The 21,921-nt window shown below is 70.1% G+C and carries 21 protein-coding genes; 9 read left to right on the top strand and 12 right to left on the bottom strand.

Annotated elements, in window-relative coordinates; genetic code table 11:
• Positions 1-147: 147 nt before the first annotated feature.
• From KGS77_RS00865 to KGS77_RS00855, 3 genes are all read right to left on the bottom strand, one after another.
• The gene (locus tag KGS77_RS00865; protein WP_242578084.1) at positions 148-465 is read right to left on the bottom strand and encodes a hypothetical protein; all 318 of its coding nucleotides are present in this window, start codon (positions 463-465) and stop codon (positions 148-150) included.
• Between the two features lie 56 nt (positions 466-521).
• Positions 522-908: a hypothetical protein gene (locus tag KGS77_RS00860; RefSeq protein WP_242578083.1), complete on the bottom strand. Its 387-nt coding sequence runs from the start codon at positions 906-908 to the stop codon at positions 522-524.
• Positions 909-1,037: 129 nt separating this feature from the next.
• Positions 1,038-1,739, bottom strand: a complete 702-nt coding sequence (locus tag KGS77_RS00855; RefSeq protein ID WP_242578073.1) for a restriction endonuclease — start codon at positions 1,737-1,739, stop codon at positions 1,038-1,040.
• A 333-nt stretch (positions 1,740-2,072) separates the two neighbouring features.
• Between KGS77_RS00855 and KGS77_RS00850 the strand changes: the two genes are divergently transcribed.
• Both KGS77_RS00850 and KGS77_RS00845 read left to right on the top strand, forming a co-directional pair.
• On the top strand, positions 2,073-3,527 hold the full coding sequence (locus tag KGS77_RS00850) for a tetratricopeptide repeat protein (RefSeq protein ID WP_242578072.1): 1,455 nt from the start codon (positions 2,073-2,075) through the stop codon (positions 3,525-3,527).
• A gap of 186 nt (positions 3,528-3,713) precedes the next feature.
• The gene (locus KGS77_RS00845) at positions 3,714-4,472 is read left to right on the top strand and encodes an alpha/beta fold hydrolase (protein ID WP_242578069.1); all 759 of its coding nucleotides are present in this window, start codon (positions 3,714-3,716) and stop codon (positions 4,470-4,472) included.
• Between the two features lie 17 nt (positions 4,473-4,489).
• Here KGS77_RS00845 and KGS77_RS00840 read toward each other — a convergent pair whose 3' ends face one another.
• On the bottom strand, positions 4,490-5,044 hold the full coding sequence (locus KGS77_RS00840; RefSeq protein WP_242578067.1) for a DUF6328 family protein: 555 nt from the start codon (positions 5,042-5,044) through the stop codon (positions 4,490-4,492).
• Between the two features lie 367 nt (positions 5,045-5,411).
• Between KGS77_RS00840 and KGS77_RS00835 the strand changes: the two genes are divergently transcribed.
• On the top strand, positions 5,412-5,840 hold the full coding sequence (locus KGS77_RS00835) for a hypothetical protein (RefSeq protein ID WP_242578066.1): 429 nt from the start codon (positions 5,412-5,414) through the stop codon (positions 5,838-5,840).
• 395 nt (positions 5,841-6,235) lie between these two features.
• Here the strand turns inward: KGS77_RS00835 and KGS77_RS00830 are convergent, their stop codons facing one another.
• Both KGS77_RS00830 and KGS77_RS00825 read right to left on the bottom strand, forming a co-directional pair.
• Positions 6,236-7,873 carry a GMC family oxidoreductase N-terminal domain-containing protein gene (locus KGS77_RS00830; RefSeq protein ID WP_242578064.1) on the bottom strand — a complete coding sequence of 546 codons (1,638 nt, stop codon included), beginning with the start codon at positions 7,871-7,873 and terminating at the stop codon, positions 6,236-6,238.
• Between the two features lie 160 nt (positions 7,874-8,033).
• The gene (locus KGS77_RS00825) at positions 8,034-8,735 is read right to left on the bottom strand and encodes a lysophospholipid acyltransferase family protein (protein WP_242587231.1); all 702 of its coding nucleotides are present in this window, start codon (positions 8,733-8,735) and stop codon (positions 8,034-8,036) included.
• A 512-nt stretch (positions 8,736-9,247) separates the two neighbouring features.
• Here KGS77_RS00825 and KGS77_RS00820 point away from each other — a divergent pair.
• Entirely contained in the window at positions 9,248-10,441 is a 1,194-nt protein-coding gene (locus tag KGS77_RS00820; protein WP_242578062.1) for a glycosyltransferase, read from the top strand.
• 131 nt (positions 10,442-10,572) lie between these two features.
• Here the strand turns inward: KGS77_RS00820 and KGS77_RS00815 are convergent, their stop codons facing one another.
• The 4 genes from KGS77_RS00815 to KGS77_RS00800 form a co-directional block, all read right to left on the bottom strand.
• Positions 10,573-11,115, bottom strand: coding sequence for a hypothetical protein (locus KGS77_RS00815; RefSeq protein ID WP_242578061.1), 543 nt, complete (start codon positions 11,113-11,115; stop codon positions 10,573-10,575).
• Between the two features lie 101 nt (positions 11,116-11,216).
• The gene (locus tag KGS77_RS00810; RefSeq protein WP_242578059.1) at positions 11,217-11,534 is read right to left on the bottom strand and encodes a GNAT family N-acetyltransferase; all 318 of its coding nucleotides are present in this window, start codon (positions 11,532-11,534) and stop codon (positions 11,217-11,219) included.
• Positions 11,535-11,546: 12 nt separating this feature from the next.
• The gene (locus KGS77_RS00805) at positions 11,547-11,732 is read right to left on the bottom strand and encodes a hypothetical protein (protein ID WP_242578057.1); all 186 of its coding nucleotides are present in this window, start codon (positions 11,730-11,732) and stop codon (positions 11,547-11,549) included.
• A gap of 143 nt (positions 11,733-11,875) precedes the next feature.
• Entirely contained in the window at positions 11,876-12,793 is a 918-nt protein-coding gene (locus KGS77_RS00800) for an SMP-30/gluconolactonase/LRE family protein (protein ID WP_242578056.1), read from the bottom strand.
• A 1,137-nt stretch (positions 12,794-13,930) separates the two neighbouring features.
• Here KGS77_RS00800 and KGS77_RS00795 point away from each other — a divergent pair.
• The gene (locus tag KGS77_RS00795; protein ID WP_242578054.1) at positions 13,931-15,118 is read left to right on the top strand and encodes an acyl-CoA dehydrogenase family protein; all 1,188 of its coding nucleotides are present in this window, start codon (positions 13,931-13,933) and stop codon (positions 15,116-15,118) included.
• 300 nt (positions 15,119-15,418) lie between these two features.
• Here the strand turns inward: KGS77_RS00795 and KGS77_RS00790 are convergent, their stop codons facing one another.
• Both KGS77_RS00790 and KGS77_RS00785 read right to left on the bottom strand, forming a co-directional pair.
• Positions 15,419-16,204, bottom strand: a complete 786-nt coding sequence (locus KGS77_RS00790; protein WP_242578053.1) for a class I SAM-dependent methyltransferase — start codon at positions 16,202-16,204, stop codon at positions 15,419-15,421.
• A gap of 85 nt (positions 16,205-16,289) precedes the next feature.
• Positions 16,290-17,537 (bottom strand): ABC transporter substrate-binding protein, encoded by a 1,248-nt coding sequence (locus KGS77_RS00785; protein ID WP_242578051.1) that lies wholly within the window; start codon positions 17,535-17,537, stop codon positions 16,290-16,292.
• A gap of 436 nt (positions 17,538-17,973) precedes the next feature.
• Here KGS77_RS00785 and KGS77_RS00780 point away from each other — a divergent pair, with 436 nt between their 5' ends.
• The 4 genes from KGS77_RS00780 to KGS77_RS00765 all read left to right on the top strand — a co-directional run bounded on the left by KGS77_RS00780 (position 17,974) and on the right by KGS77_RS00765 (position 21,655).
• The gene (locus tag KGS77_RS00780) at positions 17,974-18,816 is read left to right on the top strand and encodes a hypothetical protein (protein WP_242578044.1); all 843 of its coding nucleotides are present in this window, start codon (positions 17,974-17,976) and stop codon (positions 18,814-18,816) included.
• 20 nt (positions 18,817-18,836) lie between these two features.
• On the top strand, positions 18,837-19,574 hold the full coding sequence (locus KGS77_RS00775; RefSeq protein ID WP_242578042.1) for a hypothetical protein: 738 nt from the start codon (positions 18,837-18,839) through the stop codon (positions 19,572-19,574).
• Positions 19,575-19,763: 189 nt separating this feature from the next.
• Positions 19,764-20,231, top strand: a complete 468-nt coding sequence (locus KGS77_RS00770) for a hypothetical protein (RefSeq protein WP_242578040.1) — start codon at positions 19,764-19,766, stop codon at positions 20,229-20,231.
• 125 nt (positions 20,232-20,356) lie between these two features.
• Complete coding sequence (locus KGS77_RS00765; protein ID WP_242578039.1) at positions 20,357-21,655, top strand: HEAT repeat domain-containing protein; 1,299 nt, start codon at positions 20,357-20,359, stop codon at positions 21,653-21,655.
• The last annotated feature ends 266 nt before the right edge of the window (positions 21,656-21,921 follow it).

Genomic DNA, 21,921 nt, shown 5'->3' with positions numbered 1-21,921 from the left:
GAGCGGACGTTAGCGCAGTCAACTCTCGTGCACAAAGGGGAATATGTTGCCTATGACTGCACGTTGCCGGTCGCATGCTGCGCGGGACGGTGGCTGATCGGCCGACCGGTCAAAGAGCCGGTCGGCCGATCAGCCGGTCGCCGGTTGTCAGTCGCTGTCCGTGCTGACATTCAGCAGCCGGGCCAAAAGGCGGGCCGGCAGGCCGGGCGGGCGGCGGGGGGCGAAGGAGTCACCCGAGGGCAATGGCCCGGGGCGGATGGCGGGGGCCGGGTCGGTCGCCGGTTCCTCGACGACCGGCTCGAGCCGGGGTTCCGGCCCGGATTCCGGGCCGGATTGCGGGTCGGGTTCCGGTTGCCGGCCGGGTGCGGTCCCGGAGTCGGTGCCGGTGCCTTGGGGCGGGGGTTGTGCCGAGAAGGCGTGAGCGCGCAGATAGCTGTTCACGGCGCGCGTGGGGTCGATGGGCATGGCGGTCTCCTGCTGTCTGCCGGGTGAGCTACGCGGTTCCGTACTGAACGGGCGTCTCAGCAGCGCAGGACCGTGTGGCGGGAGCAGGTGGCGGTCACCAGGGCGCGCTCGGGTGCGGAGGAGGGCGGCCTCAGGGGCGGGCGGCGGACGGCGTCGGCAGGGGAGGCCGAGAAGTCCGCCATGCGCGAGTGCCCAGCGGGGCGCCGGGCCGCCCGTCCGACACGGGCGGCACCGGCGACGCGGTGCTGTCCGGGGAGCACTCCGCCGCTCTCGTCGGTCTCGGGACCGGTCGCGGCGGCATCGTCGGCCGCGATGCTCACGGCCGGAGCCGAAAGGGCCGGCTCCGCGTTGTGTGTGGTGCCCAGAACGGACAACAGGGCGAGCAGCGCGGCGGCGACGGCCCGAAAGACGGACCGTCGTGCAGCGGAAACCCTGACCCTCACGTACACAGAGTAGTCAGTTGGCTACAACGGGTGCGGGTCATTCGGGAAGAGAAGTGCGCCGTGTCCGGGGGACGCCTGGTGCCGGCGCGGGCCCTCGCGCCGACGCTCTGGGGCAGGAGTTCGGTCCGGCTATTCCCACGGAGCCGGTCCCGTGCCGGTGGCCCAGCCGGTCAGGGCCCGCAGGTCGTAGCAGAGGATTCCGCACTGCCGCGCGTAGTCGGCCGCCGGGTCGGTGAAGGTGCTGGTGGTGACGAATGCCGCGACCTCGGCCCCGTGTACGGCGAAACAGGTGCCGCCGAAGCGTTGCAGGTCCTGGGAGCCGACCTTGTTCGTGGCGCTGTAACGCTTGCACTGGATGACGACGGCACGGCCGTCCGGCGCCGTCGCCACCACGTCCGCGCCCAAGTCGTTGGCCCCGCCCACCACTCGGACGTCCTGGCAGCCGTCGCGCTCGCACAGACCGGCCACCGCGCTCTCGAACTCATCCGCGTCCATCCGCGTGTAGTCCTCGGCCTCCGGCACCGCGGGCGATCGGAGGACGGCGCTCCCGGCCACCACCACGGGATCCGTACGTGCCGGGCTCACCGTCACGCGACGGACGGCACGTCTGCGGCGCCGGACGCGGAGCAGCGCGACGGCCGCCACGACGGCCGCCGTGCCCATGGCCACGGTGGCGAAGGGGTGGTGTGCAGCGCCGCCGAGGGCGGTCTTCACGGTGAGACCGATCCCGACGACGCCGATGGCGACCAGGCCGAAACCGACGGCCAGGTCGCGCAGGCTGAAGGCGGGCCGGCGGACCACGAGGCGGGACCGGCGTACGGGAGTGACCATGGATCGCTGTCTCCTGTGGGTCGGCTACGGCTTTCTACGGGGGCTGTATGGGATCTGTACGGAGTTCTGCGAACCACCTGCTTCCTGCCACCTGTCACCTGCTTCCTGACGGCCGGTTTCCTGAGCAGGCGAAGATCGTTTACCTCTTGTGCCCCCAACTCGCCGGATCACCACCTCCGGCGCGCCTCGAAGCCCGGAGGTGGCGACGCCGCGAAGCGCCGACACTCCGGAGCACCGCCGCCCCATGTGCGCGCATGTCTGCGGAGGGGCACGGTGGGGGAGTATCAGGACCCGGGCCAGGGTGCCGCCAGAGCGTCGAACGGAGCCGACGAGATGACGAAGACCGACCGGCACGGCCACGTGATGTCGCAGACCGACGCGCAGGCCGTGGCCCACTACGAGAACGCGCTGGACGCGCTCCTCCTCTTCCGCGGCGAGGTGGCCGCCGAGTCCCGGGCGGTCCTGGACACCTCGCCGCGCTCCGTCATGGGCCAGGCCCTCGCCGCCTATCTCGCCCTACTGGGTACGGAGGAGAAGGACGCCGTCACCTTCCGGGACGCCTTCGCGCGGTTCCAGGACACGGTGCACCCGGCGGCCGGGGCGACACCGCGTGAGCGCATGCACCTCGCCGCTGCCACTTCCTGGCTGGCCGGGGACCTCCACCGGGCCGGACAGGTGCTCGGCGACATCACCGTGGAACACCCGCAGGACGTTCTCGCGTTGGCGGTCGGGCACCAGATCGATTTCTTCACCGGGGACGCGGCCCGGCTGCGCGACCGCGTCGGCGGCGCGCTGACCGGGTGGGACCAGGACGATCCGCGGTACGGGCACATCCTGGGCATGTACGCGTTCGGCCTGGAGGAGTCCGGCCACTACGGCCGTTCGGAGGAGGTCGCGCTGGCGTCCGTCGAGCGCCACCCGCGCGACGTGTGGGGCATCCACGCGGCGGTGCACACGTACGAGATGCAGGGCCGCTTCGCACAGGGCATCCGCTTCCTGGACGCCCGCACCCAGGACTGGGCGAGTGGCAACTACCTCAACGTACACAACTGGTGGCACTACTGTCTCTACGCCCTGGAGGCGGGCGACACCCGGCGGGTGCTGGAGATCTACGACGCGGTCCTGCACAACGACGCCGAGCCGACGGGGGTGGCCATGGAACTGCTGGACGCCTCCGCCCTGCTGTGGCGGCTGCTGCTGGCCGACTCCGACGCCGGCCCGCGCTGGGCGAAGCTCGCCGACGCCTGGGCGGCCCGCCGGGACGCGCCGTACTACGCCTTCAACGACGTGCACGCCGTCATGGCGTACGTGGGCGCGGGCCGTATCGCCGACGCCGAACAGCTCGTACGGGACCGGGAAGCCTGGACCGCCGACCCGCGGCCCGGTGTGACCAACCATGCGATGACCGTGCGGATCGGACTTCCGGTCTGCCGGGCGCTGATCGCCTACGGGAAGGGCCGGTACGGGGAAGCCGTCGACCTGCTCGCTCCCATCCGGTACCACGTCAACGACTTCGGCGGCAGCCACGCGCAGCGGGACGCCGTACAGAAGACGCTGCTGGAGGCGGCGCTGCGCGGTGGGCGCGGCGACACGGCCCGTACGCTGCTGAGCGAGCGGATCAACCTGCGCCCGGTCTGCCCGTACAACTGGCTGGCCCAGGCGCGCCTGGCCGACCAGCTCGGACAGGCCGCGCAGGCCGCCGCCGCCCGCGCCAGGGCGGCCGAGCAGGCATCGGCCGGCGCCGCGGCGCTCGATGAACGGGGCGGGACCGGCGGGGTTCCGGCGTGACGGCATGACATCGGTACCCGACATCAGTACTCAGCAGCGTTACTCACTCCGTACGTCCGGCGCATTCGCGTCCTCGTCGCAAGCGACAGGAACCACGGGAGCCACAAAAACGTCAGGAACGACCGGAACCGTAAGTAAGTAAGAACGGCAAGAGCCACAGGAACCACAAGAACGACAGGAGTACGTGTGAACGGGGTGAACCGCTGGGTCCGGGACCTGCGCCGGGTGCCGGAGCCCACGGCACATGTGCTCTTCTTCCCGCACGCCGGGGGCGCGGCCACCTTCTTCCACCCCTTCGCCGCTCATCTGCCCCAGCGGTACGACCTGTCGGCGATCCAGTACCCCGGGCGCCAGGACCGCTCACAGGAGGAGTTCGTCACCACGGTGGAGGGCCTCGCCAAGGAGGTGGTCCGCCATCTGCCTCCTCTTCGCAGCACGCCGCTGGTGCTCTTCGGGCACAGCATGGGCGCCGCCGTGGCCTTCGAAGTCGCCCGGCGCCTGGCCGGCCCGCAGGAGACCCCCGGTGGGCCGGTGGACCGCCGGCTGGTCGTCTCCGGGCGGCGCGCCCCGTCCACCGGGCGGCGTGCCGAGAGCGTCCACCGCGGCACCGACGAGGAGATCCTCGCGGAGATCGCGCGGCTCGGCGGTACGGAGGAGGAGCTGCTGCGGGACCCGGAGATCGTACGGATGATCCTGCCGGCCGTCCGTAACGACTACCGCGCCATCGCCCGGTACCGGCCCGACCCCGGTTCCGCGGTGGACATCCCGCTCCTGTGCCTGACCGGCGACCGGGACCCGCGCCTGACCGTGCGGGAGGCCGGGGAGTGGAAGGCACACACCACCGCGGAGTTCCGGATGGAGACCTTCTCCGGCGGACACTTCTACCTCGCCGAACACCGGGCCGCCGTCTGCCGGGCCGTGGAGCGGTTCGCCTCGGGCGGGTAGCGCGGCGGCCGGTCGCCTCATGTGTCGGTCGGTACGGTCTCGCGACGGCCGGAGCGACGGCGCAGCCGCAGCGGGAGCACGTACCAGCACAGCGCGAACCACAGCATGACGCCGCCGACAATGATCTCGGCGAGGAGGCTCGGCAGCACGACGTGCAGGATGAGCAGGAGGGTGCAGCCGATGGTCAGGGCGAGCAGCACCATGCCGCACCTCATCAGCCGGCAGGCCGACTCCACCACCTCGTCCTTCATACGCTGTCCGGACAGGAAGCGATGGATCGACACCGGCGCGATCAGTGACGCGGTGGCCGCCGCGCCGAGTACCACGGTGATCACGTACACGGTGCGGTCGAAGGCCGTCAGGTCCCGGAACAGGGGGGTGAACGCCACGCTGAGGAGGAAGCCGAAGAGGATCTGTACGCCGGTCTGGGCGACCCGCGTCTCCTGGAGGATCTCGTGCCACCTGCGGTTGACGCGATCACGGGCCGTCTCCGGCGGCTCGTGGTCAGGGTCGTGACCAGGGCCATGACCCTGACCGGGGCCGTAACCGGACAAGCATCCGCGCTCGGCCACGCATCCGCCCTCAGCCACGCATCCGCGGTCCGCCGTGCGTGGCCCGGCCGGCCGCTCCGTACCCGTCGTGGTCATGGCACCCTCCGCGTCCCAGGCAATCCGGATGCCCGTTATCCATGCGGTTATGCCGACCGAGCCATGCCGAAACGGTTGTGCAGGTCCATCCTCAGTCTGAGCCGGCCACATGAAGGGTGAGGACGGCTCCGGCCGCGGCCGGTGAAGCGCGTGGACCGGGAGGGCGGCCCGCATGGAGGGGGAGCCCCCGCACGTCGTGGAAGACGCGCGTCATACCATCCGACGACCGGCGACGTTTTCGTGCGCCCATCGAAGTCAGTTCAGTACGGGCTGCGTTCCCCTGGGAGATTCCGTGAGCACCGGCAAACCGGCGTGGTCCGAGCGTGAGCTGCCCGCGTTCTTCAGGCGGTGGCGTACCGACTGGAAGGACGAGGAGCTCTGTCCGGAGAACTACCTCGACTTCGAGGGCGGTCTGCGTTTCGTCCTGGCCGCGGCCTGGCTGTTCTGCCCCGAGACAGTCGAGTACCGCGGTTGCGTGTTCCTCAAGGAGCGCTTCAGTCAGGGCACCGTCGACGACTGGTTCACGAACCTGGGCGACGATCGGCGACGTGTCGAAGCCGTCGTCAATCACGTCGAATTGTGGGACAGTTTCGCCAACACCCCCCTGGCGGATGACGATCAGCTCGGAGAGGAACTGCCCCAACTCGCGCTGGCCCTGGGGAGTGCTGGCAGGGAGTGCTGTCCGCGCGCTACCCCGACCGGGAGATCACCGTCAAGGTGAGCGACGAGGAGGACGGCGCCTACGGGCCGACTGTGACCTTCTGGACAGCCCCGGCCATCTCGGCCTTCAGCTAGTACGACAGACCGCTCCCTCCCTCTGCACGACGCATTCCTCCAGCTCGCCCACCGCATGACCCTCGCCCACAAGAACCCGGCATTCTGAAAGAACCCCTTAGGGCACCGGTACCGCAGGAATTGAGGGAGCAGGGCCCGGCGGCTCGCCATCCCACGAGTCGCCGAAACCTTTACCCCCTCATTTCCAGTCCCGGGGAAATGGAGGTGTAGGAAGCCCCCAGGTACTCCATGGCAATGGCACATGGAAGCGGTCGCATGGAAGCGGTCGCATGGAATCAGACGCATGGAAGCGGTCGTGCCGAAGTGATCGCACCAATGCGGTCAGTCCGTGCTGGGCGGGCGTGGCACCGCCCCGTCGGCCCACCGCGCCCGCGTGCAGTGCTCGGCGATGGCCATGGTGGTGAGATGGGTGTTGGCAGCCGGCAGACCCGGCATGACGGACGCATCGATGACGTACAGCGCTTCGACGCCGTGTACGGCCCCGGTGGGGGAGACCACCGCCTCCGGATCGTCGTACGGGCCCATGCGGCAGGTCCCGGCGGCGTGCTGGTAGCCACTGACGGTGCGGCGCAGCGCCTCGGTCAGCTCCTCGGGCGTGGACACGCCGGGGCCCGGGGACCGTTCCGCCCGGAGCAGGTCCGCCAGCGGCGGGGTGGCCGCGATGCGCCGGGCCAGCCGCATGCCCTCCACGAGGCGGTGGCTGTCCCGGGGGTCGCGCAGGAATCCCACATCGATGCGCGGGGCGTGGCGGGGGTCCGGCGAGCGCAGCAGGAGACGGCCTGTGGAGTACGGCCGCAGGAGCGCCACCCACAGCGTCACCACGGACTCGCGCGGGCCGCCGTCCGGGTCCGCCTCCGGTCCCTGGGGGAAGATCTGGAGGTCAGGAGCGCAGGAGGGACCGGCCGTACCGGGGCCGGCGGTGAGGTCGCTCGCGCCGAGGGCGGCCGTGCCGGACGGGCCGGCGTCGTTCCGCTCTTCGCCGACGCGGCAGGTCAGGAACGTCTGGAGGACCGGCTCGCGCGGGTCGGCCGGGGCGGGAACGGTTCCGGTGAACGTCAGGGTGACGGCCGGGTGGTCCTGGAGGTTGCCGCCCACACCGGGCAGATCGGCCAGTACGGGAATGCCGAGGTCCCGCAAGTGGTGCGCCGGACCGATGCCGGAGCGCATCAGGACGGGCGGGCTGCCGTACGTACCGGCGGCCAGGATCACCTGCCCGGCGCGCAGTTCCGTCCCTTGGGGGTCGGCGAGCCGTACTCCCCTCGCCCGTCCGCCGCGTACCAGGACCCGGTCCACGAGCACCTGCCCGCGTACGGTGAGGTTCGCGCGGTCGCGTGCCCGCGCGAGGTAGGTCAGCGCGGTGCTCTGCCGTACGCCGTCGACGCGGTTGACCGGTACCGGTCCGACGCCGCACGCCCCGGGGGCGTTGTGGTCGGTCACGACGGGGTGGCCGAGGGCGACGCAGGCGTCGTGGAAGGCGCGCTGCGGTTCGTTCAGCTCGCCGGGACCGTGCCGCCGTACGGGTACGGGGCCCTGCGCGCCGTGCCACGGACCGGCGAAATCCAGGTCCCGCTCGACGCGCCGGAAGGCGGGCAGCAGATCGGCGAAGGACCAGCCGGTGTTTCCTCCGGCCGCCCAGTTGTCATAGTCCCCGGGCTGCCCGCGCAGGGCGATCGCGGAGTTGATGGCCGAGGAGCCGCCCACCAGCTTCCCACGGGGCAGTGACACCGGCCGGCCCAGTGCGCCCGGTTCGCTGGTGAAGCCCCAGTCGTGGGTGTGTGTGGAGGCCGGGCTGGTGGCCACGTCCTCGGGGAGGCCGGCCACCGTGGTGCCGTAGTCCGGCCCGGCCTCCAGCAGCAGTACCGAACGGGAGGGGTCCTCGCTCAGGCGCGACGCCAGTACTCCGCCGGCCGATCCGGCTCCGACGACGATGACGTCCCAGGTGCCGTCCCGTTGGTTCACGACGTCTGCTCCTCCTTCATCGGCCGGACGGGGTCCGGCGACATGCCGGCGTATCCAGGGCCGGGTGGTCCACCGGTCTGACGGCCGGACCACCCGGCGGTGGATCACCGCATCGTCCGGGGTCTCCCCTTTCCCGTCGGCATCAACGACAACACGTCCCTCAGGAGGCGCGGCTCATTTCCGCTTCGCGTCCCGCTTTTTTGGCGTCGGCAGCGTACACGTCGACGTACTCCTGTTCGGAGAGCTTGAGGATGGCGTACATGATCTCGTCCGTGACGGCCCGGAGGACGGCGCGCTGGTCGTGCATCCCCGCGTACCGGGAGAAGTCCAGCGGCTCACCGAAGCGCACCGTGATCGGCACCAGGCGCGGCAGCCGCCGGCCGGCCGGCTGCGCCTGGAACGTACCGATCATCGCGCAGGGCACCACGGGCGCGCCCGACCGGAGCGCCATCGCCGCCACCCCGACTTTCCCCTTGTACAGCCGGCCGTCGTGCGAGCGCGTGCCCTCCGGATAGATGCCGAGCAATTCGCCGCGGCCCAGGACCTTCAGTCCTTCCTCCAGAGCGGCCCGTCCGGCGGCCATACCCGACCGGTTCACCGGAATCTGTCCCAGACCACGGAAGAACGCAGCGGTCAGCCGGCCCTTGAGGCCGCCGGTCGTGAAGTATTCCTGTTTGGCCAGGAAAGTGATGCGGCGTTTGAGTACCACGCCCAGCATGAATTGGTCGGAGAAGGACTGGTGATTTCCCGCGACGATCGCCGCGCCCTGCTCCGGAACATGCCCCCGCCCCTCGACCCGCGGCCGGAAGAGCCACCGCAGCAGCGGTACCAGCACCACGTGTTTGAACAGGCAATAGAACACGCCAGTGACCCTCTCTCCCTGAGTGCCCCCGCGCCGCAGGACGATAGTCACCGGCGCAGGCGGGAAGGGAGTACGCCGATTGAGCCACACCGTGGCGCATTCGCTGCGTCGCGGGATCGTCGACGTCGACGTCGACTTCACCGACGCATTCGCCGCGGCACGGCCTGTCGGCGCACCGGGACAGGCCGCCGGGGAGCGGGGGAGAGCAGCTAAGAGAGGCGAGGGCGGCGAAGAGCGGCGGAGAAGGCCGGAGAAGGCCGGAGAAGGGGCGGCTCCTTGAGAACTTCCGGATCCACTGTCAGACATGACCGGCGGCCCCCGGTAAGGAAGTTGACCGGGCAACACCTTTCCCCGGAGCCCCGCGGTGGCGGGTACGGAGCTCACCGCGTATACGGCAGGCGGCCGAAGGCGGCGCGGAACGCGGGCGATATCATCAGGCAGTTGTCTGTCTGTGCCCCAATGTCAGCCCGCAGCGGACGGTTGCTGCGCGGCAGCCCAGAAAGCGAGGCACCATGCGCGTCCTTTTCACCGCCCAGTCGAGCTATTCGCATCTCGCACCTCTCGTCCTGCCCGCGGCCGAGAGTGCCCGCCGGGCGGGTCACGAGGTGGCCGTCGCCACCGGTGCCGCCGTCGCCGGACACGTCGAAAAGCGCGGACTGACTCCTTTGGCGCTGCCGAACGTCGTGTCCATGGCCGACCTGATGCAAAAGAACGCACTACGGATGCAGCCGCGCTTGGAAAGTTTCGGCACCGTCACCATCGAACTCGACCCGGAGTTCTTCGCGTCGTCCTTCGTCGGACAACTGGCTCTGCCCACCGCACACGACCTCATGGACGCGATACGGGAATGGACGCCCGACCTGATCGTGCGCGAGTCCACCGAGTACGGGGGCTACCTGGCCGCCGAACGTCTCGGCATCCCCCACGGCGTACTGGACATCGCCCCGCTGGCGCCCTACGCCCACCCCGCCGTCACCGAGCAGCTCAACCGGCAGCGCACGGAACTGGGCCTGGAGCCGGTCAGCGACCCCTGGCACGCCTTCCGCGCCTTCCGTGCCGGCGTCGTTCCGGAGGACTTCTACCCCGAGAGCAACCGGCTGCCCGGCGCCCGCTATTACCGTGTGCCGACGACGGACACGGACGCCGTGGACCCCCTCGACCCCGAGATCGCCCGTCTTCCGGCGGACCGGCCGCTCGTACTGGCGACCCTCGGATCGAACATGAGCCGGTTCCCCGGCGGTGCCGCCCCGCTCCTGAACACCATCATCGAGACGCTGGCGGAACTGCCCGTCACCGGCGTGGTGGCTCTGGGGGCGAACCAGGACCCGGCGCGGTGGGAGGGAGCGCGCGCCGACAACGTCCATCTGACGTCGTTCGTCCAGCAGGAGCTGCTCCTGCGGTCCAGCGACCTGTTCATCACCCACGCGGGTTTCAACGGGACCCGTGAGGCACTGGCCTCGGGCGTCCCCATGGTGGCCGTGCCGCTGTTCGCCGAGCAGTCCTTCAACGCCACGCGGCTGCAGGAGTTGGGCCTCGGCCGCCGCATCGACGTCCAGGACGTCACCCGCCGCTCGCTGACGGCGGCGGCGCGCACCGTACTGGAGGACCCGTCCCACCGCGCCCGCGCCCAGGGCTTCCAGCGCCGCTCCCACTCCCTGCCGGGACTCGGCCGGATCGCGGACGACGCCATGTCATCGATGGCCTGAACCTGATCGGTTGATCGATCGACCGATCGATCAACCGATCGGCAAGGCAGGCGGACATACGACGCAGCCGTCACCCGCTGTCCACGGGTGACGGCTGACGGCTGACGGCCGGACGTCTCGGAGCTCGACGGTCAGACCTTGGTGAAACACATCGTGTAGGGGGCGCTCCGCCTGCTGGTGACCTGGATGCTGTACACGAATTTCGGCCCGCACCTCTCTTCGGCGCCGTGCAGCGCATCGCCCATCTTGTACTGGGCTTCGGAGGAGCCGCAGTCGACGATCGTCGGCACCGGCTCCCCACTGCTCTTGTCGACCTTGACGCAGTCACCGATCTTCGGCTGGTGCGTCTTGTTCTCCTCGGCTCGCGCGGACCGCGACGCCTCCGCCTTGGCCTTGCCGCCATTGCGGCTGGTGTTGTAGTTCCACACGTACCAGGCGCCACCGCCGAAGATCGCCAGCACGATGACGACGGTGATCAGCGCCCGCAGCGGACTCCTCTGCGGGCGCTGCGGCCCGCCCTGCTGCTGCGGATACCCCTGCGGCTGCTGCGGTTGCTGCGGCGGCCCCTGATACCCGTACGGCTGCTGCGGCGCACCGTACGGCTGCTGAGGGGGAGGCTGGTATCCGTACGGCTGCTGCGGCGGCTGATTCTGATAGGGCGGCGGTGCGGACACTGCTGAAGTCCCCCAGGGTCGACGGTACGGACGAAGGTCAACGTGGTGTTGACCGGTGCAGGCTACCTTCCGGCGTCCGTCCGGCCGCCACCCGGTAGAGATCAGCGCATGGGCGACGGCTCCCAGCGCAGGGTCATATCGGGCAGGTTCTCCATATTGCGACATCCGTCATCGGTGTCGAGGACGGTGAAGCCGTGCCGCTCGTAGAACGCGCGGGCGGCCTCGTTCTGCTGGAAGACGCGCAAAGAAAGCCCGCCCGGACTGTGCCGTCTGGCCTCGTCGAGAAGGAGCGTGCCGATGCCTCGGCGACGGACGTCCGGGTGCAGATAGAGGTGTTCGAGTACGTCGCCTCCGAGGGCGGCGTAGCCGATGATCCGCCCTCCGCCCACCGCGACCCAGGTGCGGCACTCTTCCAGCACGGTGCCTTCGATCTACCGGGTCACCTCGTCACGGCTGTATCCCTCCGGGGGCAGGTACGGCATCGTCACCGCTCGCGAGGTCATGTGCACGTGCGCGATCCCGGCCGCGTCGGAGGGGACCGCGAGCCGTATCTCCGGCGCTTCCTCATCGCGTACGGGCTTCACGGACCTTCCCGGCGTCGCCACAAGTTCTTCCACGGCCTGAACGTACCGATCCGGACACGACACGGACCAACGATTTTGCCTCGCCGGGACCCGAACGCCCCGCGCACCGTGCGGCTGGGGTCACCGTAGGCCGGCCAGCCGGCGCGCCGGTGGAGGCGTCGCATCGGCAGCGCCGCTCAGCGGACCCGGGGCAGGCCCGTCACGCTCATCATGAGTGAGTACAGGGAAGTCGTCGCCGTGATGAAGAGGCGGTTGTTCTTCGGACCGCCGAAGGCGATGTTGGAGACCGGCTCGGGGGTGCGCAGCCGTCCGATGAGGGTGCCGTCCGGGGCGTAGCAGTGGACGCCCCCGTCGAACGCGGCGGCCCACAGCCGTCCCTGGTCGTCGAAGCGGATATTGTCGAAACCGCCGTCGGCGCGCTCGGCGAAAACCTTGCCGTTCCAGAGGGTGAGATCCTCGCGTACGTCGAAGACGCGGATGTGGCGGGCGTGGGTGTCGGCGACGTACAACTGCCGCTCGTCGAGGGAGAAGACCAGGCCGTTCGGGCCGCCGAAGCCGTCCGCGACCCGGTGGACCCGGCCTGCCGCCGGGTCGATCCGATACAGGTCGCGGCTGCCGGTCTCGCTCCGGGCGCGGTGCCCCTCGTAGTCGCTGATGATCCCGAAGTCCGGGTCGGTGAACCAGATGGAGCCGTCGGAGCGTACGACCGCGTCGTTGGGACTGTTGAGCCGCTTGCCCTCGAAGCGGTCGGCGAGGACGGTGACGCGGCCGTCGTGTTCGGTGCGGGTGACCCGGCGATTGCCCTGCTCACAGGTGATCAGCCGGCCCTCGCGGTCGAGCGTGTTGCCGTTGGCGTACCCGGCGGGGGAGCGGAAGACGCCGACCGTGCCGCTCGCCTCGTCCCAGCGCAGCAGACGGTCGTTGGGGATGTCGCTCCAGATGAGCTGCCGCCAGGCGGGCAGGTAGAGCGGCCCCTCGGCCCAGCGGCAGTCGGAGTACAGCCGCTCCAGCCGTACGTCACCACTGGCGCAGCCGCCGGTACGGAAGCGCTCGTCACGGACCTCGTACAGATCGCTGATCGTCTCGCCGGACATGGTCCGTCCATTCCTGTTCGATCGTTACCTGGATTTGTCGGAGGTCGTTCGGTCGACCGGCCGAATTCAGCGCCCGCCGCCGCGCCGGGGTCCGCGCGCGGTGGGTGGCATCCGTGAGAGCAAGGTAACAGAGGGCGTCTATTTGGTGGCTTACGATGATAAATAGGGCGGGCGGCGATGACTGCCCATCGGCTGTAGACGCCACCCGCCTCGCCGGCCCGCCGGGTTCTCGAAGCGGGTGTGTGAAGCCGGTGTGTGAAGTCGGTGTGTGATCACCGGGCCGTCCGGTCGTGCGAAGACGCGCCCAGGCAACGCTTCGCAAGAGTGAAATCTGTACGTCGGCCGTCCCGCGCCGCCCCGTCGGGGCACGCCCGCGCGCGGTGACCGGAAGGGGCACGCGGTATGGCACACGGCCGTTCCCGTGGAACCCGTACCGCTTCTCGCGCCCCCGCATTCCCCCTGGCGGCGACCTCCGGTAATGGGGCACTGTGGGACATCTGGGCAGTGCACCACCGCGTCCTGCCACCCCATCGGCGAGTACGCCGGGAAAGGTGAGGGGCCCCGTTCTCGCTCTGCGGACGTCGTTCCGTACCGCGGCGAGGAGTCAGCGGCCCATGTCCTCTGCCCTGTCCGAACGCGAATCCCGGGAGGTCCGTAAGGCCGGACCGACGGATCTGGACCGGCGTCGCCACCAGTTCAGGTGATACCCGCTGTGCTGTCCGCCTGTCCGCCTGTCCGCCAGTCCGCCTGTGCGGCTCTCCGGCTCTTGCTGGGCCTGGCCGTCCGCGAGCCGCTGCCGCCCGCGCCGGAGCGCGGACCTGTTCACCTGTCCCCGGGAACCGAACGCGACGAGCACGTCGATCCTCCCCGTGCGGCATGCCCGCGGACGCGGACGCGGACCCCGGCACCGTACTGCGGACTGCGTGGCGCCGACCGGCCCGGACCGGGCGCGAGGCGGGGCTCCTCGCGGACTTCCGGGGACGCGAGAACCCGCTGCGTCACCGCCGGGCCGTCTTAGCCACCCGCCTGGAACTGTGTCGCGCCCGCCCATCCCATGCCCCGTGTCCGACCCTGAGCCCGTACCCGATTCCGTACGCGGGTCCGTACCCCGATCCGCGATCCCCGTTGGAGCAAGAAATGACCATTGACGAGGCGACGGTGCCGACGACCGCGCCGGACACCGCTCGCTCCCTGCGACCGGTGCTCGAACGGCACGCGGCCGAAACGGACGCCGCGGCGGTCTTCCCGCTGGCCTCGGTCGAAGCGCTGCGGGCCGGCGGGCTGTTCGGCCTGCTGGTGCCACGGCGGTACGGGGGACTGGGCGGTGACCTGCGGGACCTGACCGAGGTGGCGCAGATCCTCGCGGGAGGCTGCCTGTCCACGGCGATGATCTGGGCCACCCACTGCCAGCAGACCGACGTGCTCGTCCGGCACGCAGGCCCGCGGCTGCGGGACGCCCTGCTGCCGCGCATCGCGCGCGGGGAGCTGTATCTCACCTCGGTGACCACCGGACCGGACGAAGTCGGACACCTGCTCGGCGCGACGGCGCCACTGCGCAGACAGGGCCGCCTGCTGTCCCTGGACCGCGAGGCGCCCGTGGTCACCGGCGGCGAACACGCCGACGGCTTCCTGGTCACCATGCGCGCCGACGAGAACAGCACCGGCAACCGGGTCAGCCTGGTCTACGCCGACCGGGCACAGCTACGGCTGGAGATCCGCACCGGGTGGGACGCGCTGGGCATGCGCGGCACCCGCGGTGTGGGCGTGCGGCTGCGCGGGGACGTACCGGCGGACCAAGTCGTCGGCGAGCCCGGCGGATTCCGTGACGTGGCGACCGACAGCATGACCGTGACCGGGCACCTGGGATGGGCCGCGTGCTGGCTGGGCACGGCCCGCTCCGCCCTGGCCGGACTGGTCGGCCTGCCACGCTCTCCGCGGCGGCAGCCCGGCGCGGAGCCCCGTTCGGACCTGGCGGCGGAACGGCTCGCCCGGGTCCGCCTCGACCTGGAGCTGGCCGGCGCCTATCTGCACCGGGTACGGGACGAGGTCGCGGCACTGCGTACGGCCGGGGAGCCGCTGGGCACCCCGGCCGTGCAAATCCACCTCAACACCCTCAAAGTGGCGGTATCCGAGCTGACATTCAGCGCAGTGGACCGCATGATCCAGCTCACTGGACTGCCCACCGGCTACCTCAAGGACGCACCGGTTCCCCTGGAACGCCATCTGCGTGACCTGCGCTCGGCCGCGCTGACCTGCGCCAACGACCACCTGCTGACCGCGACGGGCCCCCTCGTCCTGCTCGACCGCCCGGTCCAACTGGCCTGACGCCGCCACGGTTCCACAGCGTTCCGTTACCTTCGGCCCGTCCCCTCCTGTTGACCGCCACCAACGTCATCATCAACTTCATCACCAACTTCACCGACCCGGCCGGAATCTGGACGCTCCTGGCGCCACTGGACCCCAGCAGCCGGGCGGCCGACGCCGCGTCCGTCCGCCTGCCCGGCTCTCCGCCGTCCACCGCCGCCCCTCTTGGACGGAGTTTCCCGATGACCGACGACTCCCTGACCGATGGACACCGCCTGACCAGGCCGCACGGTCCGATCCGACCGGGCCCGGCGCAGGCACTCATGCACGGCGTACGCGCAGCAGATCCTGCGAGTGGTCGATACGGTAGCCCCCGGCCGGGTCGGCGCATTCACGCCGTACGTAATCGCACAGCTCTTGCAGGGCGGGCAGCGGGTCCTGCCGGGCCAGTGAGGGCACATTGAGCATGAACTCGGCGACGTCGACGGCGTCGTCGAGCCGGGCCGTGCGGTAGGCGCAGGGCAGCCTCTCCAGGGAGCAGGCGGCGACGGGACCGTCACGGCCCTCGCGCAGTTCGGCGGCCAGGGGCGCCAGGTCGAAGTGGGCACCGGTGAAGTGCCGGACCATGCGCAGACACGCGTTGTCCGCGTTCTGCAGCAGGATCCAGATCTCCCCGCCCGGCCGCAGCCAGCCCAGCATCCGGCGTACGGTGGCCGCCCAGGTCGCGCGAGGCAGGTAATAGAGCACATGGCAGCACAGCACCAGATCCGCCGACCCGGCCGGCAGCTCGACCGACTCCACGGGCCGGGGCAGGATCTCGGCCTCCGGACAGGCCCGGCGCAATGCCTCGCGCAGGGAGGCGTTGGGCTCCACCGCGACGGTCCGGGCGAAGGACCGGCCGACGTGTGCGGTGGTGTCACCGGCACCGGCGCCGATGTCCACGAACACCGAACGGGCGGGCAGCCGCGCCACGAGCGCGCTCAGCCGGGCGTGGGTCACGGCCTTCTCGTCCGTACCGGCCAGCAGTAGTTCGAACGCCCTCCGGTAGTCCGCACTCCTCACGTCCAGGACGCGTACCGTGTCGCGGCCATCGGGCCGTGCGGGCATGTCAACCTCCCCATGGACGAGCCCCGCTGATGTGCCTGCTTCGCATACTTCCCCGTCCCGGCGCGCTCGGCCTGCTCTCACCGCGCTACCGCAGCGGCATCAGGTCGGCGTCGGCGACCAGGCCGTCGACGTGCGGGTTGGTCAGGACCGCCAGCTCGTAGTCGTGGCGGCGGCCCGGCTGCCACTGCCCGCCGGCCAGCGGCACGGTCGCGACGTTCGGCACCGGCCCCGCCGTCCAGTCCAGCGTTCCCGCGACGGTCTCCAGACGGGTACGGCCGACCGCCGCGGCCACCGCGGCCGGGTCGGTGGGGTCCTCGGCGGTCCGCAGGGCGTACGCGGCGACCTCGAACAGCGCGTACGCCGGCCCGAGGGGCTGGAGCCACTGCCGGCCCGTGGCCTGTTCGTACGCCTCGGCGAGCTGGGCGGCGGTCATGCCGTCCAAAGAGGAGCGGTACGGGTGGGAGGGCGTCCAGTAGACCAGGGTGGCCACGTTCGCCTGCGCGGGCCGCTGCCGGTCACCGCTGGTGGCCGAGGGAGGGTAGGCCAGCCAGCGTGAGCAGGTGATCAGCCGGGGTGTGCTGCCGCGCTCGACTGCCGTGGCGCGAAAGAGCGCCAGGTCGCGCCCGGTGGCCGCGCTCGTGACGATGTCCGTGCCCGCCGCTTCGAACGCCGCGACGTGGCCGGACAGGTCGGCAGCGGGCTCGCTGTACGCGGCCGGGTCGACCAGGTGATGGCCGCGCGCCCGCGCCGTACCCGCGAACCCCCGCTCCGTGTCACGTGACCAGCCGCCCTGCGGACCGTCGTTCCACAGGCACCCCACCGTACGTCCCGGACCGCCCGCCAGCTCCCACAGGTCCGCGAACGTCGCGGCGATCGCGTCCAGCCCCCAGCAGAAGTGATACGTCCAGCGGAACGGCGCGACATCGCTCGCCCCGCGCCCGTAGTAGTAGACCTGCCACGGGAAGGTGCTCGACACGCACGGCACACCCGCTTCCTCGCAGGCGTCGGCGGCGGCCGGCAGCACCTGGGTACCGGCCAGTGTCAGGACGATCCGCGCGCCCTCGTCCGCGACGAGTTCGCGTACCGCCCGCCGCGCCCCTTCCGCGGTGGACCGGCTGTCCCGGCACACCAGGCGTACGGCATGGGTGCGGTGGCCGTTGGTGATCCGGGTGAGCCGTGGCTCCACGAGGGACACGGCGAACGCCAGCGGGTCTCCCAGGCTCGCCAGCCGTCCGGTCCGTGCGGCCACGACCCCCACGACCAGGTCCGCCCCGTGTGCCGTCCCGTGCTCCGCCCGGCCTTCCTCCCCGCACGCCCGCCTTCGTACCCGCATCGTCCGCCTCCACGTCCGCTCTCCCTGCTGTGACGTGCACACTCACGCGCACGCGCTTGGGGATAACCGGCCGGCGGACGGTACGGGTACGCGCGGTCACCCTTCCGGCGGACGTACGAGAACGAGCAGGAAACGACAGGAAGCGAAGGGGTGCGTAAGGAAGCGAACCGAGGCGAAGGAAAGACGGGATGAAGCACATGAGCTGAGAGCCCGGCCGCATCGTCCTGTCCGCTGTGCGTCGCCCGCCCGGCGGCGCGGGGAGCCGGCGGCGCGGGGAGCCGGCGGCGTTCTCGCGTCAGTGTTGTCGCTTTGCCGCAAAACGCCTCTTGTTGTCAGTGTCGCGGTGTACGGTCGTCGCCGATGACAGCCAACCGGGGGCTGGGGGCTACGGTCGGCCAGGAGGCTGGTGACGGCCAATCAGAGGCTGGAGCGGGGGATGGGAAGCGGCATTCGCTACCGGGTCGAACGGATCGCGCTGGCCCTGATGGCCACGGCGGGCATCGTGGTGCTGCTCGCCGACCTCCTCGGGTGGCTCGACAAGCTGGCACCCGGCGGCGCGCTGCCGAAGATAACGTTGCTCATCCTCAGTACGGTGACCCTGTTCCTCCTGCTGGAGGTCGATCGCCTGAAAGTGCTCGACCACGTCAACACACAGCTCTCCAAGCTCGACATCGATGCCGTGGCGCGCGATCTCAAGCAGGAGCACTACGGCGGCGTGGTGCAGGTGCACCGGCACTTCCCCGAGGAGAAGTTCACCGGGTTGGTGGAGGCAGCCGGCCGCGAGGTCACCATCCTGCAGACCTGGGTGCCCAACCTCCACTGGTTCAGCAGCGCGCTGAGGAAAGCCATCGTCGACCGGCGCGTCCAGGTACGCATCCTGTTGCTGCACCCGGCCTCGCCCGTGGCGCGGTTGCGTGACGAGGCGCTGCGTACCGTACGGGATCCCGCCCTCGACGAAGACGTGAAAGCGAGCGTCGAACGCTGTCTGTCCATCCTGGAATCCATATTCCGGGAGGTACCGGAGGGGGACCGGGCACGGCTCCAGGTGCGGGTCTACAACTCCCTGCCGTCGGTCGCCGTCTACAAGGCCGACGAGCACTACCTGGTCAGCTCGTTTCTGCACGGCCAGCTCGCCATCGACTCCACCCAGATAGAGATCGACGGCGGCGAGACCGTCATGGGCAGGGGAGTCCAGAAGGAACTGGACATGCTGTGGAGGGTCGGCTGCGACGTGGACCTTCGTGACTGGCGTGCATCCGTCAACACCATCAGTCTGTGAACGGGGGAGAGGATACGGACATGCGAGAGCTGGACGGTTTTGAGGACGAACTCATCGAGCGGTTCAAGGAACACCCGGTACTGGCGAACATCCCCCGGCTCCCGGACGAGGACTTCGCCGCGATCCTGCTTCAGCGCCGCTTCGTCTCGCTCGCGTTCACCCCGTCCTACGACCTGGCGATCGATCTGCTGCGTGACGAGGTGGGCCTGCGGATCGCACGGACGATCCTGCGCGAGGAGTACCCGGACAGCCACGGGAACACCCGCTCGCACCGCGAGGACATGAAGGAGGACCTGCTACAGCTCGGCATCTCCAGGAGGGCCCTGGTCGAAACGAAGCCGACGGAGGCCACCAAGAAGGCCATCAACGACACCTTCGAACTGATCGCCGACGCGGGCGCCCGCGACGCCGACGCGGACGTACGGCTGCTGACGATCCTGCGCTTCTGGGGCGAGGTCCTGGTCTCCGTCGAGTACGGGCGGCTGTGGGAGCGGATAGGGCCCTTACTGACGCGCAACGGCGAGAACCGCTCGCGCTTCTACTACCCGCACTACGTCCACGACGCCAAAGCACACCCGCTCGCCACCGTCTCCCTGCTGTCCACCACCCACTCCGACCGTCTGGCCACGCGGTTGAGTGAACTCCTCGCCCGCCAGGGATCGACCGCCTGCTTCAGGGAGGCCGAGGAGCGTTCCCTGCAACTCAAGACACGCTTCTACGACCAGTTCCTGCTGGCACCGGACCGTGTCGGTACGTGACGCGAGTACGGGCGGCGGCGAGCAGCGGAGGCCCGGAGTAAGTAACGAGGGCGGGTGGCCGGGTCGGGACCGGGGCAAGTACGTCGATCGTATGGAGCGTGTACGCGACGGGGCCGGCCGCCGGTGATCCGCGCCACTCGCGGTCCGGATGCGGCGGCGCACCGCCTCTTCGTGTGATCGGCTGGCGCCATGGAAGCTGTCTGGACGAGTGTGGTAGCGGTGGGCGGCACCCTCCTGGGAGCCGTGGTCACGCATGTCTTCCAGCGCCTGGCGTCCCGGCGCAGCGAGATATTCACCCGGTCCGAGGCGCTACGGCAGGAACGCATCGCCACATACAGCGCGTACGCCGCGGCGGTGGAGGAGTACCGCCGAGGCCAGGCGGACCGCTGGTACCGCAAACTGGCGGACCCGGACGGGGAGGCGTTCATCGCCGCGCGCGATCAGGCCCACCACCTCCGTACCGCGGCACGGCAGGCGCTCTACCGGGTCACCTTGCTCACCGAGGACCGGGACGTGGTCCTCGCGGCCGAGCGGGCTTACCAATGCACATGGGAAATATCGACCGCACAGGTTCAGTCGGAACAGGACACACTGGACGCCAGTTCCAGGCAGGCCATAGAGGCGTTCGTGTCCCGTGCCGCTTCCCTGGTCCGTTGAGATGCCGCGAACGACGTTCTCGTCGGGCGGGCCCCGGCGCCCTGGTGTGACACCGAGGACGGGGCGAGGCCTGCACGTCGACCGGGGGCGATGGCGCTGTCACCGGGTTCGGTTACTGTCCAGCCATGGATCAGGGAGCACTCATAACCGAGCTTGCCGAGTCACGTCACGACGATGCGGCGACGGCGAGGATCGTACGTCAACTGGCCGAGCCGGGCGCCGAGGCGGTGCCCGGGCTCGTCGCCGCGCTGCCCACGGTGCCGCGGAAGGTGATGCTCGAACTGGTGAAGGCGCTGCGGCTGATCGGGCCGCCGGCGTTCGACGCCGTGCTGGCGGCGATCGCCCGCGATGAGGAGGTGCCTGACCGGTGGGAGCTGGGGCAGGCCATGCGTGCCTTCGACGCGCGCTGCATCGACCGGTATGTCGCCGCGCTGGCACATCCGCGGATCGACATCCGGCAGGAAGCACTGTGGGGCCTGGGCAACATCGGTGCGGAGGCTGCCGGGGCGGTGCCCGCCATGCTGCCGTTCCTCGACGACCGGGACTCCCGCACCCGTCACAGAGCCGGTGAAGCCATCCGGTCCATCGGTCGCAGTGCCGCTCCCCGCCTGCGGGAGATCCGCCGCGAAGGCCCCGCCCACCTGCGCCGTCAGGCGCTGGCCGCGCTCGCCCTGGTCGGTGGCGAGGCGGACATCGACGCCAAGGACCTGCGGGCTCTCGAACGGCTCGTACGCATCAAAATCACCCAGGACGAGCCGCAGAGCCTTCCCGAGTACCGATGGCTGGCCGTCCCCGCGGCCACGTATGAGGGGCTGTTCGATGTCATGGGTCTGCACGACCGCCGCCCCTGCACCATATCCATGGGCCTGTCGGCCATGGAGGACGACATGGCCCTCGTCCAGGCCGCCGACGGAAAGAAAGAGCTGGTCTACCGGGTCTTCGTGACGCCGGAACTCGACGGCTGGCGGCTGATCTACGCCGATACGGCCCTGTGGGAACAGCACTGGGACTTCCACGACATCATCGAGCGGCTCAGCGCGGTGTGCGGCGAGGCGCAGGTCTACTTCCAGGACGATCACAGCGACTCGATGCTCTGGGCCGTGGCCAAGGACGGTGTTCTGGAGCGCGGTTATTGGCGCTACAGCGATCCGGAGTGGATCGGCGAACCTTTGGACTGGGAAAAGCAGGTCAAGGACGATGACGACGATTCCAGCCTTGATGAAGAGGGCGAAGACGAGAGGGACGACGACCTGGACTCCGTCACCAATGCCTCAGGGGTGATCAATGCGGGCATCGCCGCGTGTCACCTCTCGATCGACCCCGAGAGTGTCGGCTACGACACGTCCATGAGCGGCCACGGCTGGCTGGCCGTCACCGCCGAGGGCGTCGGTCACACCCCGTTCACCGGAGTGCTCCGCATATGAGGTCGGGGAGGGCAGCGGCCGGGCCCCGGGGCGGAAGGCTCTTTGCGAGCAGGAGTCGGACAGGAGTTGGTGACCGGATGACCGGCTCGCAGGAGTCACCGGCATAACTGCTATAGCGGATAGGGGAGACGGTGTCCGCGGGATGGGGTGATCGTCACTCCTTCGTATGAAATACGCACCACTCGCGGGGGATCGAGTGGCGGAACAGCGGCACCCGCCCGCGTCGATCGGTTCACTGGTTGTTCCTGGACGATCAGACGATCGCA

This window comes from Streptomyces sp. MST-110588, assembly GCF_022695595.1.
GTDB lineage: Bacteria > Actinomycetota > Actinomycetes > Streptomycetales > Streptomycetaceae > Streptomyces.
This window is presented reverse-complemented; position numbering and strand designations above follow the sequence as displayed.